This is a genomic window from Paenarthrobacter sp. NPDC089322, assembly GCF_040684895.1.
Taxonomy (GTDB): domain Bacteria; phylum Actinomycetota; class Actinomycetes; order Actinomycetales; family Micrococcaceae; genus Arthrobacter.
This window is the reverse complement of sequence record NZ_JBFBGW010000004.1, coordinates 180,185-195,932: the sequence shown is the minus strand read 5'-3', so window position 1 is coordinate 195,932 and position 15,748 is coordinate 180,185. Positions and strand designations below refer to the sequence as shown.

Annotated in this window: 14 protein-coding genes; 8 read left to right on the top strand and 6 right to left on the bottom strand. The window is 63.5% G+C overall.

Translation table 11 applies throughout. From position 1 onward, the window contains the following. Nucleotide 1 precedes the first annotated feature (1 nt). The 3 genes from AB0N65_RS06560 to AB0N65_RS06550 are packed head-to-tail and all read left to right on the top strand — an operon-like array spanning nt 2 to nt 1,406. Nucleotides 2–868, top strand: coding sequence for a ribokinase (locus AB0N65_RS06560; RefSeq protein ID WP_364159333.1), 867 nt, complete (start codon nt 2–4; stop codon nt 866–868). A gap of 35 nt (nt 869–903) precedes the next feature. Further along, nucleotides 904–1,170, top strand: a complete 267-nt coding sequence (locus AB0N65_RS06555; RefSeq protein ID WP_364159330.1) for a type II toxin-antitoxin system prevent-host-death family antitoxin — start codon at nt 904–906, stop codon at nt 1,168–1,170. After that, nucleotides 1,167–1,406: a hypothetical protein gene (locus tag AB0N65_RS06550; protein WP_364159327.1), complete on the top strand. Its 240-nt coding sequence runs from the start codon at nt 1,167–1,169 to the stop codon at nt 1,404–1,406. Before AB0N65_RS06555 ends, AB0N65_RS06550 begins: the two co-directional genes overlap by 4 nt. Nucleotides 1,407–1,569: 163 nt before the next feature. On the opposite strand, the gene AB0N65_RS06545 is transcribed toward AB0N65_RS06550, so the two are convergent. From AB0N65_RS06545 to AB0N65_RS06535, 3 genes are all read right to left on the bottom strand, one after another. Then, nucleotides 1,570–1,854 (bottom strand): acylphosphatase, encoded by a 285-nt coding sequence (locus AB0N65_RS06545; protein ID WP_364159324.1) that lies wholly within the window; start codon nt 1,852–1,854, stop codon nt 1,570–1,572. 92 nt (nt 1,855–1,946) lie between these two features. Then, nucleotides 1,947–2,837 carry a glycosidase gene (locus AB0N65_RS06540; protein ID WP_364159321.1) on the bottom strand — a complete coding sequence of 297 codons (891 nt, stop codon included), beginning with the start codon at nt 2,835–2,837 and terminating at the stop codon, nt 1,947–1,949. A 152-nt stretch (nt 2,838–2,989) separates the two neighbouring features. After that, nucleotides 2,990–4,021: an adenosine deaminase gene (locus AB0N65_RS06535; RefSeq protein WP_364159318.1), complete on the bottom strand. Its 1,032-nt coding sequence runs from the start codon at nt 4,019–4,021 to the stop codon at nt 2,990–2,992. A gap of 83 nt (nt 4,022–4,104) precedes the next feature. Between AB0N65_RS06535 and AB0N65_RS06530 the strand changes: the two genes are divergently transcribed. Further along, nucleotides 4,105–5,007, top strand: a complete 903-nt coding sequence (locus tag AB0N65_RS06530) for an MSMEG_6728 family protein (protein WP_364159315.1) — start codon at nt 4,105–4,107, stop codon at nt 5,005–5,007. A 113-nt stretch (nt 5,008–5,120) separates the two neighbouring features. Beyond that, nucleotides 5,121–5,525, top strand: coding sequence for a DUF1622 domain-containing protein (locus AB0N65_RS06525; protein WP_364159312.1), 405 nt, complete (start codon nt 5,121–5,123; stop codon nt 5,523–5,525). A 106-nt stretch (nt 5,526–5,631) separates the two neighbouring features. Here the strand turns inward: AB0N65_RS06525 and AB0N65_RS06520 are convergent, their stop codons facing one another. Continuing rightward, a complete protein-coding gene (locus AB0N65_RS06520; RefSeq protein WP_364159310.1) occupies nt 5,632–8,067 on the bottom strand; it encodes a Tex family protein in 2,436 nt (811 codons plus the stop codon). 88 nt (nt 8,068–8,155) lie between these two features. Here AB0N65_RS06520 and AB0N65_RS06515 point away from each other — a divergent pair, with 88 nt between their 5' ends. Further along, nucleotides 8,156–8,452, top strand: coding sequence for a hypothetical protein (locus tag AB0N65_RS06515; protein WP_364159307.1), 297 nt, complete (start codon nt 8,156–8,158; stop codon nt 8,450–8,452). A 41-nt stretch (nt 8,453–8,493) separates the two neighbouring features. Here AB0N65_RS06515 and AB0N65_RS06510 read toward each other — a convergent pair whose 3' ends face one another. Then, entirely contained in the window at nt 8,494–8,928 is a 435-nt protein-coding gene (locus AB0N65_RS06510) for a CBS domain-containing protein (protein ID WP_364159304.1), read from the bottom strand. A 384-nt stretch (nt 8,929–9,312) separates the two neighbouring features. Here AB0N65_RS06510 and AB0N65_RS06505 point away from each other — a divergent pair, with 384 nt between their 5' ends. Beyond that, nucleotides 9,313–11,466, top strand: a complete 2,154-nt coding sequence (locus AB0N65_RS06505) for a hypothetical protein (RefSeq protein ID WP_364159301.1) — start codon at nt 9,313–9,315, stop codon at nt 11,464–11,466. Between the two features lie 102 nt (nt 11,467–11,568). On the opposite strand, the gene AB0N65_RS06500 is transcribed toward AB0N65_RS06505, so the two are convergent. Further along, nucleotides 11,569–12,024: a nucleoside deaminase gene (locus AB0N65_RS06500; RefSeq protein ID WP_364159298.1), complete on the bottom strand. Its 456-nt coding sequence runs from the start codon at nt 12,022–12,024 to the stop codon at nt 11,569–11,571. A 103-nt stretch (nt 12,025–12,127) separates the two neighbouring features. On the opposite strand from AB0N65_RS06500, the gene AB0N65_RS06495 reads away from it, so the two are divergent. Continuing rightward, the gene (locus AB0N65_RS06495; protein ID WP_364159295.1) at nt 12,128–15,697 is read left to right on the top strand and encodes a TM0106 family RecB-like putative nuclease; all 3,570 of its coding nucleotides are present in this window, start codon (nt 12,128–12,130) and stop codon (nt 15,695–15,697) included. Nucleotides 15,698–15,748: the final 51 nt, after the last annotated feature.

Here is a 15,748-nt window from a genome sequence, read left to right as displayed (position 1 = left end):
CATGAGTTCTTCCGTCCATCCCGCCATGCCTGCTCCACTTACCGTGATGGGCAGCATCAACCTCGACATCACTGCAACTGCAAGCCGCCTTCCAACACCAGGTGAGACCGTGGGCGGGGCCGTCCTTCGGCAGCAACCCGGCGGTAAAGGTGCCAACCAGGCGGTCGCCGCCGCCCGGCTGTCCGGGGCCTCCCGAATGGTCGGGGCTGTCGGCCGGGACGAAGCGGGCCGCACCCTGCTGACCGCTATGGCGAGTGCCGGCGTCGATATCAGTCATGTTGCCCGCGTTGACTCGGCCACAGGCACCGCCTTGGTCCTGGTGGACGGTGAGGGCGAGAACCAGATTGTGGTGTGCCCGGGAGCCAATGCCGATGTAGCGGTGGCCGACGCCGCCTTTCCGGAGGGCGGGGCTGTCCTGTGCCAGCTCGAGGTGGACCAGCAAGTAGTTTTGGAAGCTGCACAGCGTGCCAGCGGCTTCTTTGCCTTGAACGCAGCACCAGCACTGCCGATCATCCCGGAGCTCCTGGAACGATGCGACCTGGTGATTGTGAATGAAACAGAGTACGAGCTCATCCCGGAGCTGCGCCAGGCCCCTCTTGTCGCAGTGACCTATGGCGGCGAGGGCTCGGCGATCTTCGAGCACGGTGACCGCATCGCTGAGGCCCCGGCCGTGCGCGTCACGGAGATCGCCAACACGATCGGCGCAGGCGACGCCTTCTGCGCCGCCCTGGTGTTGGCTCTTCAGTCCGGGCTCGATTATGCGCACGCGTTGGCCGCAGCGAATGCCGTGGGTGCGGATGCGGTGCGGGATGCTTCATCGCAGCCCGCGCTGAAGCCCCTGGAACACTATGTTGAAGCGACCCGCTAGCAGCGTGCGTGCTCCGATTGCTACGGAGGCAGATCATGACAACCATCCCACACCGTGAGCTACGCAATCACAGCAGCAAGATCCTCGAGCGCGTGAAAAACGGCGAAGTCATTGACGTGACCAACAACGGCGAAGTTGCCGCTACGTTGATCCCGCCATCGGCATCACCATTGGAACGCTTACTACAGGCCTGCAGCGTCCGACCAGCCATAGGCACGCCAGTCGACTTCCGCTTCCTGCCCCGCGTCAAGAGTGAGATGGCCACCGAGGAGATACTTGCTGATCTGCGTGGCGATCGGTGATCCTATACGCGGACACTTCTGCCCTTCTGAAACTGGTGGTGGACGAGCACGAGTCCGAGTCCCTGGCGACGCACCTGACCAGTATCAGCGCGTCCGGAGGGCACCTGGTTGCGTCCATGCTTTTCTACACCGAGCTTCACTGTGCAGCGCGCCGTCGGAATCTGCCCTTTGACCAGGTCAACGACGTTCTTGCAGGAATCAACTTAGTGGATGTCACCCGCTCAGACCTGATGTAGGCCTCTGCCTTGCCAAGGCAGCTTCGGAGCGCCGGCGCGAAACACTTGGCAACCGCCATTAGGTTGCAAGTGGACAGCGTGATTGCCTACGACCAAGAGTTACTGCTGGCCGCCACGGAGTGCGGACTCGGCACCACCTCGCCTGGCGTGTAGCTCCACTGGGCTAGCCGATAATGCGGAACTCGCCGAACTCTCCCGTTGCTTCCGTTACCTCCGATTCCACATTCTCAACCCGTCCGGGGGCTCTGGACGAGTTCAGCCAAGCCAGCATTCGGTCAATGTCCGGCCCCGGTCCCTCGGCCACGAGTTCCACGGACCCATCGACGTGGTTACGCACGGTCCCCGTCAGCAGGAGCTCGTCCGCTTTTCGGGCCGTCCAATAGCGAAAACCAACGCCCTGGACTACCCCGGAAACCCGCGCGGTAAGGCGCACTCCGTCTGCTGCCATGGACCCACCTTAACGAATCCCGCCCTTGTTCGGCATTCCCCGCCTTCAAGGCCGGGCTTAACGAACAAGGGCGGGGTTCGGAAGCGCAGGAGCTAGCCCACCACGATGTCGCGCGTCGCGTGGTCGTACGTGAAGGTGACCGGACCGCCGTCGTGGTTCAACTCGTGGTTCGCACCGTCGCGGGTGCCGAACGCGCCGTAGTTCTCGTCCCAGGACCGGTTCAGCGCGATCTTGTAGGTGTAGAAACCGGCCGGGAGCTCGGCTGTCAGTGACCACAGCTGGACCAGCGGGTTGAACTCCATCTGGGCTTCGTCGTACTGGGGAGCCCAATCCTCGGGCGCGCCCAGGATCTTGTTGAAGTCACCGGCAATCGCGACGGCGTCCGGCTGCGGCAGGGTCTCGACGGCGGAAGCGGCCGCTGCCTTGGCCGGCGCCTTCCGGGTGGACTTCTTCGCTGCAGGAGCTGCCTTCGCCGCAGCGGCCTTGGTAGCGGTCGCCTTCGGAGCGGACACCTTGGCTGCAGCGACCTTCGGCTCTGCTACATCGGTTGCGGCAACCTTGGGCGCGGTGGCCTTCTTCGGTGCGGCCGCCTTCTTCGTCTTAGGCTTGGCGGGCGGGGCGGTGGGGACCGGGACGTCGGCCGGGACCGGGGTTCCGGCGTCGAGGGCACCTGCGAAGGTGGCAACATCCGGGAATGCGACCGTCGCACGCAAGCCGTCTTCCGGAATAGTCCAACCCGAGCGCCCCTTGACCAGCCAACCAGCCTTGACCAGCTTGGCGGACGCCGTGGTGAGGCTCTTGTGGCCACGGGGAATTCCGCCGCTGAGAAGTTCTGCCTCGTGATCATTGAAAGGAACGCGTGCAATAGCTTCTGCCAGAACTTCACCGGCGTTCAGCGATGCTCCGGACCACACGCCTTCGGCGAGGATGTCCAGTACGGCCTTCAGACGAAGGTTGGTGTTCTCGGCGGTGTTCGCGCCCATGATTCTCCTTCTAGGGGTGGATACTCCCTTGAAGTCTGCCAACGATTTGTTAATTTCCGCGACTGATATTGGTTAACACCGTGTGTCGTGACCGAGTGTGACATTCCCGCCGCGCGAAGTGATGGACGGGTCTCGCCTGAGAGGCAAAAACCCTACTCGGCAGGCACCGTCGCCTTGACCCATTCCGTGACTTCATCGAGCAACTCCGCTTTCCGGGCATCGCTGGCGAAAGAGGAACGGATCGAGTTGGCAGCAAGCGTTGCCTGCTCCGGGACCGAGAAGCCCAGGACGCCGGCCAACTGTTCAAAGTTGTCATCAACGTAGCCACCGAAATAGGCGGGATCGTCGGAATTCACGCACACATTGAGGCCGATGGCGAGCATGGCAGGAAGCGGGTGGTCAGCGAGCTTGTCCACGGCGCGCAACCGGACATTGGACAGCGGACAAACGGTCAACGGCACTTGCTCGGCCACCAACCGCTGCACCACATCCGTGTCCTCCATGCAGCGGATGCCGTGGTCGATGCGCTCAACATGCAGCAAGTCCAAGGCCTCCGTGATGTACGACGCCGGGCCTTCCTCGCCCGCGTGCGCGATCCTTCGCAGTCCCGCCTCACCGGCGCGTTGGTACAGTCGCTCAAACTTCGACGGCGGATTACCTACCTCTGCGGAGTCCAACCCGATGCCGGCAATGGGAGCGTGCATGGCGAGCAGCTGTTCCAGCACCTCGAGGGCAGAATCCTCGGACATGTCCCTCAGGAACGCGGCGATGAGGAGGGTGGACACGCCGTAGTCCTCTTGCGACGTCGCCAAGGCGTTGGCCACCCCGTTGACGCACGTCTCCAGCGCCACTCCCCTGGACACGTGGGCCTGGGGATCCATCATGATTTCGGCGTGGCGCACTCCCCCAGCGGCGGCGCGTTCCAAGTAGGCGCGCGTCATGTCGGTGAAGTCCTGCTCCGTTTGAAGCACGGACATGTTGGCGTAGTAAAGGTCAAGGAAGGACTGCAGATCGGTGAACTCGTACTTTTCGCGCAGCTCGTCAATGTCTTCGTAGGGAAGTTCGATGCCGTTGCGTTCAGCCAGCGCAAAGATCAACTCCGGCTGGAGTGTCCCTTCGATGTGCAGGTGCAGTTCGGCGACCGGGGGCGCCGTCGTCGTCATTTTCTCGCCAATAGTTTCCACCCGACAACCATAGGCCCGAACACCGGCACGTGTCCCGGAGCACTCAACTTGGTTCTGCGCGGCGACACCCCCAAACTGAAAGGATGCAGACTTTCCTCCCCTTCGCCGATTTCCGTGAGAGTGCCGCGGCGCTCGACACTTCCAGGCTCGGCAAACAGCGTGTCGAAGCCCTCCAGGTCCTGCGCGCGCTGGTCATACCGGAGTACGGTTGGCAGTCCCACCCGGCCGTTCGCATGTGGATGGGCCACGTCCCTGCGCTCACCATGTATGGCCTCGCAATGGCGGACGAATGGATCAATCGCGGCCACCCGGACAACACCCGGGCCAATATCACTGAGTTCGCGCCCCAGGCAGCGCACCCGGATTATGCCTCCAAGATCGTCATGCCCCCGTGGCTGGGCTACGAGGAGCTGCACGTCAGCCACCGCTCCAAGCTCATCGGCAAGGACCCGAAGTTCTACGGACCCCTCTTCCCTGGAACAGAGGAAAAGCTGGACTACGTGTGGCCCGAGCCGCGTCACGAATTCCACCCGGAGGACCCCGAAGAAGACCGCCTCTGGATTCTCCGCGCGGCTGTGCAGGACCTGCGGCCCGAGGAACTCGCCACCGTAAGCCTGCCTCCGCGGGGCAAGGCCAAGCCGCCGGCCGACCCGGACGAGTACCAGTTCGTGTACGCAGAGGAGAAGTCCCGCCGGCAGGTGGGTCCGCCCAAAAAACGTCCGGTGAAGCAGCTCGAGAAGAAGCCCACCCGCAAGCGGGTCGCCCAGGAGCAGGCATTCAGCACCCTGCCCGGCAAGACCGAGATCGCGGTTCCGTTCGACGGCGGCCGGATCTTCGCCCTCGGCACGGTCCAGGGCAGGCCGATCACGGTTGACGGGCAGTTTGCCCGCAACTTTGAGCTCACCGACGTGATTGACCGCGCAGCGTTCGACTACCCGGCGCTGCTGCAGGATCCCCGCGTCTTCTTCCCTGTACCCGCACCGTAGGACTGCTTTCGCTGCGGACGACGGCGGCACCCGGGTTCCATAGCTACGGACCCCGGGTGCCGCCGTCGTTAGTGGTGTGAGACCGTGGAGGCACACGCCTACCGGGGAGAAGCATGGATTTTCAGCACATCATCGAAGAAGTCGGCCGGTACATGGACTTCGCCGGGGTTGCGGTCATGGTCATCGGTGCTGTTATATCCATCCCTCTGGCGCTGCGCGGTTACCAGCCCAAGCGTGCAGCTGGGCATGCGCCGTTCTCCCCCTACCGTGCTTACCGTCAGCTGCTGGGGCGTTCCATCCTGTTGGGGCTTGAGCTCTTGGTGGCCGCCGACATCATCCGTACGGTCGCGGTAACCCCGACCTTCGAAAGCGTCGGCGTCCTTGCCATCATCGTGTTGATCCGAACGTTCCTCAGCTTTTCGCTGGAGCTGGAGATCACCGGCCGCTGGCCGTGGCAGAAGGAGAAGGACTCCGACGGCGGCACTTCCGTTCCGGACGGATCATCGGTTCCGTCGTAGCACACTAGTCCTCTGAGCCCCTCTCCGGCTTTCACCCTTGGACGGACATTTCACCCCCGCGCGCGAGGGTGAATTGTCCGAAAGGCGGGGTCTGCCGGCTGCGGCTTTACTTCCCGAGGCCAGCACGTCGGAGTGCTTCGGCCATGGCTGTGTCAGCGGGAGCGGGGCTGCCCTGGCGCGGGTTGCCCTGGCGCGGGTTGCCCTGCCGCTGATTCCCCTGCCGGTGCTCACCCTGACCCTGCCGTGCTCCACCTTGGCCTGCTCGCTGGCCGCCCGTACCCTGGCCTCCCGCGTCCCTTCCGCCCGAACCGCGTCCCCCCGAAGCGCGGCCGCCCCCGGTGCCGGGTTCGTCGTCGAGCCTCAGGGTCAGGGAGATTCGCTTCCGCTCGGGATCGGCCTCAAGCACCTTGACCTTGACTACCTGGCCTGACTTCACGATTTCGCGGGGATCGGAGACGAACTTGTTGGACAGAGCCGAGACGTGAACCAGTCCGTCCTGGTGAACTCCGACATCCACAAAAGCACCGAAGGCTGCCACGTTGGTGACCGTGCCTTCCAGGATCATGCCGGGCTTGAGGTCGGAGATCTTCTCGATGCCCTCAGAGAAGGAGGCTGCCTTGAACGCAGGGCGGGGGTCGCGCCCGGGCTTCTCCAACTCTGACATGATGTCCTTGACCGTGGGTAGGCCGAAGGTGCCGTCGACAAAAGCTTGTGGATCCAGTGCCGTGGCAGGGCCACCACCGGCCGCAACCAAAATCTTGCGGGCCACCGAATAGGCCTCGGGGTGCACGCTGGAAGCATCCAATGGCTCTGCTCCCCCGGTGATCCGGAGGAAGCCGGCGCATTGTTCGAAGGCCTTCGCACCCAAACGCGGAACCTTCTTGAGGTCGCTGCGCTTGGCGAACGGGCCGTTCTCATTCCGGTAAGCAACGATGTTTTCGCTCAGCAGCGGCCCCACACCAGCCACGCGGCTGAGCAACGCAGGCGATGCCGTGTTCACATCCACGCCCACGGCGTTCACGCAGTCCTCCACCACAGCATCAAGCGAGCGGTCGAGCTTCGCGGCCGTGACATCGTGCTGGTATTGGCCCACGCCGATGGACTTGGGCTCGATCTTCACGAGCTCGGCCAAGGGGTCCTGCAAACGCCGGGCAATGGATACCGCACCGCGGAGCGAAACGTCCATTCCCGGAAGTTCCGATGCAGCCAACGCCGACGCCGAGTAGACGGAAGCGCCGGCCTCCGACACCACGAGCTTCTGGATCCCGGGCGTCCCGGTGGCTTCCAGGGATTTGATGAGCTCTGTGGCGAGCTTGTCCGTTTCGCGTGAAGCTGTGCCGTTTCCAATCGCCACGAGTTCAACCTTGTGCTGCTTGGCGAGGCGTGCCAGCGTGGCAAGGGCCTCATCCCACTTCTTCATGGGGGCGTGGGGATAGATGGTGTCCGTAGCAACTACCTTGCCGGTGCCGTCCACAACGGCCACCTTCACACCCGTTCGCAGTCCCGGATCCAGGCCCAGGGTGGCCCGGTTCCCGGCCGGTGCCGCGAGCAGCACATCACGCAGGTTGGCCGCGAAGACGCGCACGGCCTCGTCCTCGGCGTCGGCAAACAGGCGTCCGCGGAGGTCCGTGGTCAGCCTGTCCAGAATGCGCCCGCGCCAAGCGAGCTGTGCAGTTTGCGTCAGCCAGAGGTCGGCGGGCCTGCCCTGGTTGGCGACCCCGAGGCACTTGGCCACAGCGTTCTCGTACTTGCCGCGGGCGGCGGCCAGGGCGTCGACGTCAGCGGGGTCCGCTTCGGCGAGGTCCAACTCCAGGACGCCGTCCTTCTCACCGCGCAAAAGCGCCAGCACACGATGCGACGGCATGCCCGAGGGCACCTGCGTGAAGTCGAAGTAGTCCTTGAACTTCTGCCCTTCGGCTTCCATGCCCTTCTTGACGCGGGAAACCATGCGTCCCTGCTTCCACAAGCGCTCGCGCAGGTCCTCGGCGAGGTCGGCATCCTGGGCGACGCGCTCCACCAGAATGGCGCGGGCACCCGCGAGCGCAGCCGGGGCATCCTCAATTGAATGCTCGGCGTTGAGATACTTGGCTGCTTCCGCTTCAGGGTTCAGCTGTGGATTCGCCAGCAAAGCGTCCGCGAGTGGCTCAAGCCCGGCCTCGCGGGCGATCTGGGCCTTGGTGCGCCGCTTCGATTTGAAAGGCAGGTAGATGTCCTCAAGCCGCGCCTTGGTCTCAGCACCGACGACGGCGGCCTCCAGTTCCGGTGTCAGCTTGCCTTGGGCGGCAATCGCCTCGAGGACGGACTTGCGGCGCTCTTCAAGTTCGCGCAGGTACCGGAGACGTTCCTCAAGGTCGCGCAACTGGGTATCGTCCAGCGTCCCCGTGGCTTCCTTGCGGTAGCGGGCGATAAACGGGACGGTGGATCCGGCGTCGAGCAGTTCCACAGCGGCCTTGACCTGCCACGCCTTCACGCCAAGTTCCTTGGCGATCAGCTCGTAGATGGCAGAGTCGGCTGAGGTGTGTTGGAGAAGTTGAGTCACCATGACAGTTTGCCTTACCTGGCTGACAGTTTTCAGGTCCGTGCACGTGGGAGGCCTATCCCGGGAGCGCTGTTAGTGCTGTAGTTGGACCATGCAGGAACTGCTCATCATCCTTCAGGACGGGTTCGTTGCCGATGACGTGACCGTGACCGTCAACGGCAAGGAGGCCGTGTCCGAAAGGGAAGTATCCACCAAGATGCTGCTGGGAATGGCCGACGAAATCACGGTGGAACTGCCGGCGAAGGGCGCCACCGTGGGCGTCGAAGTGAGCAGCAGAAAACTCAGCGCAACAAAAAAGCTCGCCGGCAAGCCGAAGAGCCTGATCGTTTCCATCGAGGAAGGCGAACTGGTGCTGCGCGAAGGAACGGGCCGCGAGGCGTTCCTCTGACGGGGAGCGCTTCGCGGCGGCTGGATTGCGGGCTTCGGCAGTTAGTGCGACATGTGCTCCTTGGCGGAGATGTGCTCCACCATTTCGCCGACGCGCTGTTCTGCGTAGTGGTTCCGGGCAATATCTCCCTGGCTGATGATGCCAACGAATTTGTGGTCGCTGATGACGGGCAGGCGGCGAACCTGATGTTCCTCCATCATCCGGATACATTCGTCGATGGAAGCATCTGCATCAATCCAGTAGGGCTTGCCCTGGGCGAGCTCGCTGGCGCGTACTTCGCGGGCGTCCCTGCCTTCGGCCAGGCACTTGACCACGATGTCGCGGTCGGTGATGAAGCCGGAGAGCTTGCCATCATTTCCGCAAATAGGAAGTGAACCGCAGTCCAGTTCCTTCATCTTGCGGGCGGCGTCCTGGAGAGTCTGGTCTTCCGGAATGCACCACGCATTCGTTGTCATGAATTCACGTACGACACTCATGGGTCCTCCTTCATCGATGTGGGTGTATCGACGCGGGGTCCTTCGGGTTGTGTCCTTCGGGAGGCCTTCGGCACCTGCGCCGATGATGCCAGCCTACGCTCGGCGGGATCGCCTGACTAGGCAGGTCGCCCCGTTCCACCGGCAAAATTTGCGCCCCACCCCTAGATATAATCCATTCGCTGGAGTATCGTCCATGGTGGGTTGCACACGGCTTCCGGGCAAGGGCCACCATCACTCATCGGGCTCCCCAACCTGCACTTCCTTGCCCCTTGGCCGTCATGCCGCCAGCTTCGTCCGCAGATGCTCCCTGCCCCAACAGGCGGCCTGCACCAGGGCGGCTTGGCGAACGCATTGTGATTGCTTGCTCAGCGAGAAAGACCTCCCATGGACACCCCCAACGTCCCCAGTTCCCTTGATCCCCGTTTCCTCACCAAGCCCGCATCCATCAGCGGCCGATACGAAGGCAATAAGGCCAGCAGCGGACCGGTGGGAAGCGCCTTGGACCTCCGTCTGGATGTCGACTCCCGCATCGGCGTCGAATCGCCCGTGCTCAAGAAGGTCAGCGGCGACTTCTACAGTACCCGCTTCGTCAAAGCAGGCGGGCTGACGCAGCTGGTGAAGACCTATGTGGAGTCGTGGATCGTGGACTCCCCCAAAATCACGATCGGGCGCTGCGACGCCCACATCACCGGAACATTGCGCTTTTGGAAAGGTACGCATCCGGCGACGTCCGTGGACATCGTTGTCTCCTGGACCCACGGAGCCGTTACTGGTGCCGTGGCGACGTTCACCTCAGGTGGTGTGGCGGGGCAGCCCTATGCGTGTGCGTACCGGTCGAGTGCCTTCCGGGACATGAACCTCGAGCTGGATTACTGCACCTCAGTGGACGTTGAGCCCAAGATACCGATCTACAACAGCCACGCGCATAACAACAGACCCGCGGACCTTGCCAACAGGACCATCACCATCGAGTCCTCCTACCTTGATGCCGGAATCTCGGTCACCGTCGATCCCGTCCACACGGTGATCGACGACAGCGCCGCCGGCTTCGCGTCGTGGAGCGTCGGCGAACTCCATGACGCCATGGAGACGTCCTTCGGGAAGTTCAACTCGGGCTGGCCCGCATGGAACATGTGGGGCATCCAGGCCGGCATCTTCGACAGCGCCGGAGTTGGTGGCATTATGTTCGACGCCGCTGCGGGCTTTGGCGGCGCAGGCCGAGGACCCGACCGCCAGGGTTTTGCGGTGTTCCGCAACCACTCCTGGTTCACCAACCTCGTCTCTGACCCGACCACCCAGGACCAAGCCTGGGCCATGCGCCATTTCCTCTACACATGGGTCCACGAGGCAGGGCACGCGTTCAACTTCCTGCACGCGTGGGACAAGGCAAGGCCCGATTCGCTGTCGTGGATGAACTACGACTGGAAGTACGATCAGCGCAACGGCGTGGACACCTTCTGGGGCAACTTCCGCTTCCGTTTCGACGACGAAGAACTACTGCATATGCGCCACGGCGACCGGGCATCGGTGATCATGGGCGGGGATCCGTGGGCTTCCGGCGGTCATCTGGAATCGCCTCCCGGCGCCATGACGGTGTCCGGTCCGGGCAGCGACGTCGAGTTGGTGCTTTCGGCCAAGGACCACTTCGACTATATGGAACCGGTCGCCATCGAGTTCCGCTTACGCAACACGAGCGATCTGCCTGTGGTTGTGGATGGGCGGCTGGACCCCAGGTACGGGAACACCACCGTGTACATCCAGAAACCAAACGGAACAGTAGTACTGCACGAATCAGTGGTCTGCTTCTACGGACTGCCGGAACTTGTCACACTGGCGCCCGCCGCAGGAGCGGACAGTGACGGAAGCGACCGCCACAGCCAACTGGTGCAGCTTGCCTTCGGTGGGGAGGGCTTCGCTTTCGACGAACCGGGACAGTATTTGGTCAGGGCTGTCTATTCCACGGACGGCATCGTCCAGGCATCTAATACGCTGCCGTTGCGCGTGGGCTTCCCCGTCACCCGCGAAGAGGACCGGTTCGCCCCGGAGTTCTTCACGCGTGAAGTGGGGCTCACCTTGGCCTTTGAAGGGTCCATGTCCCCGTTCCTGAGCAGAGGACTGGACACGCTGACTGAGGCAGCCGAGCGGTTCGGCGGTGAGCCGTTGGGCGTTAAGGCGGCTACCGCCGTCGCGCAATCCGTAGGGGACGACTTTTACCGCCGCAGCGAGGACAGGATGGTCAAACATCACGATGCCGACCCTGCGCGGGCGCTGGCACTGACGGACGCCGGCCTGGCCAACTATCGCGAGGGGGCGGGCGCGGCAAGCAACCTGGCCTACCGCAACCTCGTCGAGTTGCGCACGCAGCTTCACGTGAAGGCGGACGACGCTGCGGCCGCCAAGTCGGAAGTGGAAACCCTGGCCAAGGACTTGGGCGCGCGAGGGGCGAACGCCACCGTGCTGGCCCAGGTCAAAGAACTCATTCCATCGACTCCGGCGGCCCGTTCCCGCCGGTCGGCTCCGAAGAAGCCTGCCAAATAGTCGTCGGATGACTGTTTGACGCGTGGCCGCTCCGCAGCCGGCGACGGCGGCACTTGCCTTTTCGCCCTTTAGGCCAGTGCCGCCGTCGCTCCTTTCGCGCAATTACTCCGCGATGTCCTCGGCCCACAGTTCAGGATTTTCCTCCTGGAAGGTGCGCATCATGTCTACGCATCGGCGATCGTCGAGGACCACCACTTCAACACCCCGTGAGCGCAGGAGATCGAACTCACCGGGAAAAGTCCGGGCCTCGCCCACTACAACGCGCGGGATCTTGAACTGGATGATGGTTCCCGTGCACATCGCGCACGGTGCCAGCGTGGTGTAAAGAGTCGTGTCCCGGTAGCTCTTCTGCCGTCCCGCGGCGCGAAGCGCGGACATCTCACCGTGGGCGATCGGGTCGCCGTGCTGCACCCGCTCGTTATGTCCGCTGGCGATGATTTCGGTGCCACGCGCCAACGCAGCTCCGATGGGGATCCCGCCTTCGGAGAGGCCCTTTTGCGCGGCCTCGTAGGCGGCTTCGAAGCCGGGAAGATCCGTGGTGGGGGCTGATTCAGTCATGCGTGAAGTCTAAGTCGGGGACGGCTAAATTGTCGGTGGTCGCTGATAGCTTGTTTTCAAGGGTTCAACCACGGCTTTATGGCGATGAAGGGGAGGTGGGTCGGTGTTCTTTCTCGACCCGGAGACAGCAGGCGCTCCGCAGGACCTGGTCTTCTCGGCCAGCGACCTCGTCATCGCCGCAACGTGCGAGTACCAGGTGCTCCGGAAGCTCGACGAAAAGCTCGGCCGTACGCCCAAACCGGACTTCGCGGTTGACGCCATGCTGGAACGGACAGCAAAGCTTGGCGACGTCCATGAGCACGCGGTCCTGGATGACTTCGTGGCTGAGTTCGGGCCGTGGGATGCGGATTCGGGTAAGGGCGTTTACGACGTCGTTCCCGCCGAAGCGATGGACCGCGCCACCCTTTCGGCAAAACATGCTGAATCGATCAGCGCGCTGCGGTCCGGAGCCGATGTGGTGTTCCAGGCCGCATTTTTCGACGGCGTTTTTCACGGCCGGTCCGACTTCCTGGTCAAGAGGCCGGGCGGGCAGTACGCGGTCTTCGATACCAAGCTCGCGCGGCATGCGAAAGTCACGGCACTCCTGCAACTGGCAGCCTACGGCGATCAACTCCTGCAGGCCGGGATCACGCCGGATCCCACCGTTACCCTGATCCTTGGCAACCGGGTCCGCAGCGATCACCCGTTGAAGGAGATCCTGCCCGTCTTCAAGGAACGCCGGGAGCGCTTCCTGGCGAAGACCGCCGCCCATGTGGCCGCTGCAGGTCCCATTGAATGGGGTGATTCCCGGTACACCGCGTGCGGCCGTTGCGACTACTGCGCGGAGCAAGTCCAGCTGCACCGGGACCTGCTCATGGTGGCAGGCATGCGTGTCAGCCGGCGAAAGAAGCTGATCGAAACCGGCGTGACCACCATCGACCATTTGGCGGCGCTGCCCGCTGAAGGTGACCCAACGCTGCTCCGCCTGCGCGAGCAAGCCCGGCTGCAAACGGGAACCGGCACCCCGGACGGGACCGTCAATTACACCAACAAGGCCGGCGAATCCAAGGCCATCAGCTACAACGTCCTGCCCGACAACACCCTGGGCAGGTTACCCGTCCCGGATCCCGGCGACATCTTCTTCGACTTCGAGGGCGACCCGCTCTGGCAGGATCCAGCCACCGGGAAGTGGGGCCTGGAGTACTTGTTCGGCGTCATCGAAAATCCCGTTGACGCTGGCGCGCCACCGGTCTTCCGGCCGTTCTGGGCACACTCACGCGCGGAAGAACGGGAAGCTTTTGTGGACTTCCTCGAGTACGTCGCCAAACGCCGCGCCACATACCCCGGCATGCACATCTACCACTACGCAGCCTACGAAAAAACGGCGCTCCGCAACCTGTCCCTGACGCATGTGGTGGGCGAAACCGCCGTCGACGATCTCCTGCGGCAGGGCGTCCTGGTGGACCTCTACGACACCGTCCGCCACAGCATCCGCGTATCCGAGAATTCTTACAGCATCAAGAAGCTCGAACCGCTTTACATGGGCCGGCACTTGCGTTCCGGGGACGTCACAGACGCCGGTGCCTCCGTGGTTGCCTACGCGGACTATTGCACGGCCAGGGACACCGGCCAGGCTGAGCAGGCCGCGGCCATCCTGGAAAGCATCCGGGACTACAACGAATACGACTGCCTCTCGACGCTTGAGTTGCGCAACTGGCTGTTGGCCCGTGCCGCTGAGCGTTCCATTGAGCCCGGAAGCCCCGGGGCCGCAGAACAGGACGAGGACCTCCCCCGCGACGAGCCGGACAAGTACGAGGCCGCCCCGGAGGAGCAAGCACTTTTCGACTATCTTGCCTCCCAGCCCGAGGACCAGAAGTCCTCTGCTGAATCCCGCGCCATTGGAATTGTTGCCGCAGGGGTGGGCTACCACCGTCGTGAAGACAAACAGTACTGGTGGGGACACTTTGATCGCCTGGAAAAGCCAGTGTCGCAGTGGGAGGACGGCCGCGACATTTTCGTGGTGGAACACGCGGAGGTCGTGCAGGAGTGGGCCAAGCCCACTCCCCGCAGGAATCCGGTCCGGACAGTAAAGCTCGTTGGCCGTTCAGGGGACGGCGCCGGGCTGGAACAGGGCAAAAAATACTTCCGCATGTACGCTCCTCCGCTGCCTGATGCCTTGGTAGCCAAAGAGTCCTCCGTGCTGGGTCGGGCCGGCTGGAGCGGAACGGAGGTCATCGACGTCGGAGAAAGCGGAGATGCGGAATCCGTCACCATCGCCGAGAGCCTCCGGAAGGACTCCACGGAGTTCAGCCAACTGCCCATGGCCCTGACCCCGGACAGCCCGATCTCGACGGCCGGGCAACGGGGAGCCCTGGCCGCTTTGGCCACCCGCCTCCGCGCGTCCCTCCCCGCGTGGCCGAAGGATCCGGCCTTGGATTTAATTCGCCGGATCCCGCCTCGTCTTCGCACGCTTGAGGCCCTTCCGGAGGTGCCGGCGGGCCCCGACGGATATATCGAGGCCATCACCGCCGCGGTCAAGGAACTGGATAACTCCTACCTGGCTGTCCAGGGACCACCCGGCAGCGGCAAGACCTACGTTGGTGCCCAAGTCCTGGCGAGGTTGGTGGCAGACGGTTGGAAAGTCGGCGTCGTGGCGCAGTCGCATGCAGTGGTGGAGCACATGCTGTGTGCCGCGGTGGAGAAGGCCGGCGTAGATCCGCAGCGGGTAGCCAAGGAAGTCAAACACGATGAGCCCGTGCCGTGGAAGCAATGCGGAAAAGCCGATGTTGAGGACTTGCTTGCCAAGCCCGGCGGGGCCCTCATCGGTGGGACTGCCTGGACCATGGTGGGAAGTTCCGTTGCTGCAGGCTCCCTCGACTTGCTGGTCATCGACGAAGCCGGACAGTTCTCTCTTGCCAACACCATGGCGGTCAGCCGGGCCGCGAAACGGCTCCTCCTTTTGGGCGACCCGCAACAGCTGCCGCAAGTCACCCAAGGCAAGCACCCGGAACCTGTAGACGAGTCCGCGCTGGGATGGCTCTCCGACGGGTACAACACCCTTCCTTCCGAGCTCGGCTACTTCCTGGCGTTGTCGTGGCGCATGCATCCGATATTGTGCAGCGCCGTGTCTGAACTGTCCTATGACGGCCGGTTGGAAGCAGCACCCGTGGCGTCGCAGCGACTCATGGAAGGAGCTGAACCAGGCGTTTCCTGCGCGTATGTTGCCCACACCGGCAACTCCACGTCGTCACCCGAGGAAGCCGCGGAGGTGGTCCGGCAAGTCCGGGCGCATCTGGGATTGCCTTGGACCGACCCCTCCGAGGCGCGGGAACGCCGGCATGTGGAAGAGGCCGACATCCTGGTTGTCGCCGCCTACAACGCCCAAGTCCAGCTCATCAAGCATGAGCTGCGGGCGGCAGGGCTTGGAAAGGTCAGGGTGGGCACCGTTGACAAGTTCCAAGGTCAGGAAGCGCCACTGGCGATCGTATCCATGGCCGCGTCGGCCGCGGGCGAGGTCCCCCGCGGGATGGAGTTCCTCATCTCCCGGAACCGGATCAACGTGGCGGTTTCGCGCGCCAAGTGGCGTGCCGTCGTCGTGCGTTCACCGGAACTGACCAATTACCTGCCCACACATCCGGAGGGACTGGAGAACCTTGGCGGTTTCGTCGCACTCTGCCAGCGCACCAAGCACTGAAGTAAGTCGAAGTTCGCGTGTCTTTCCCAGCGCTCAGAACGGACACGAGCC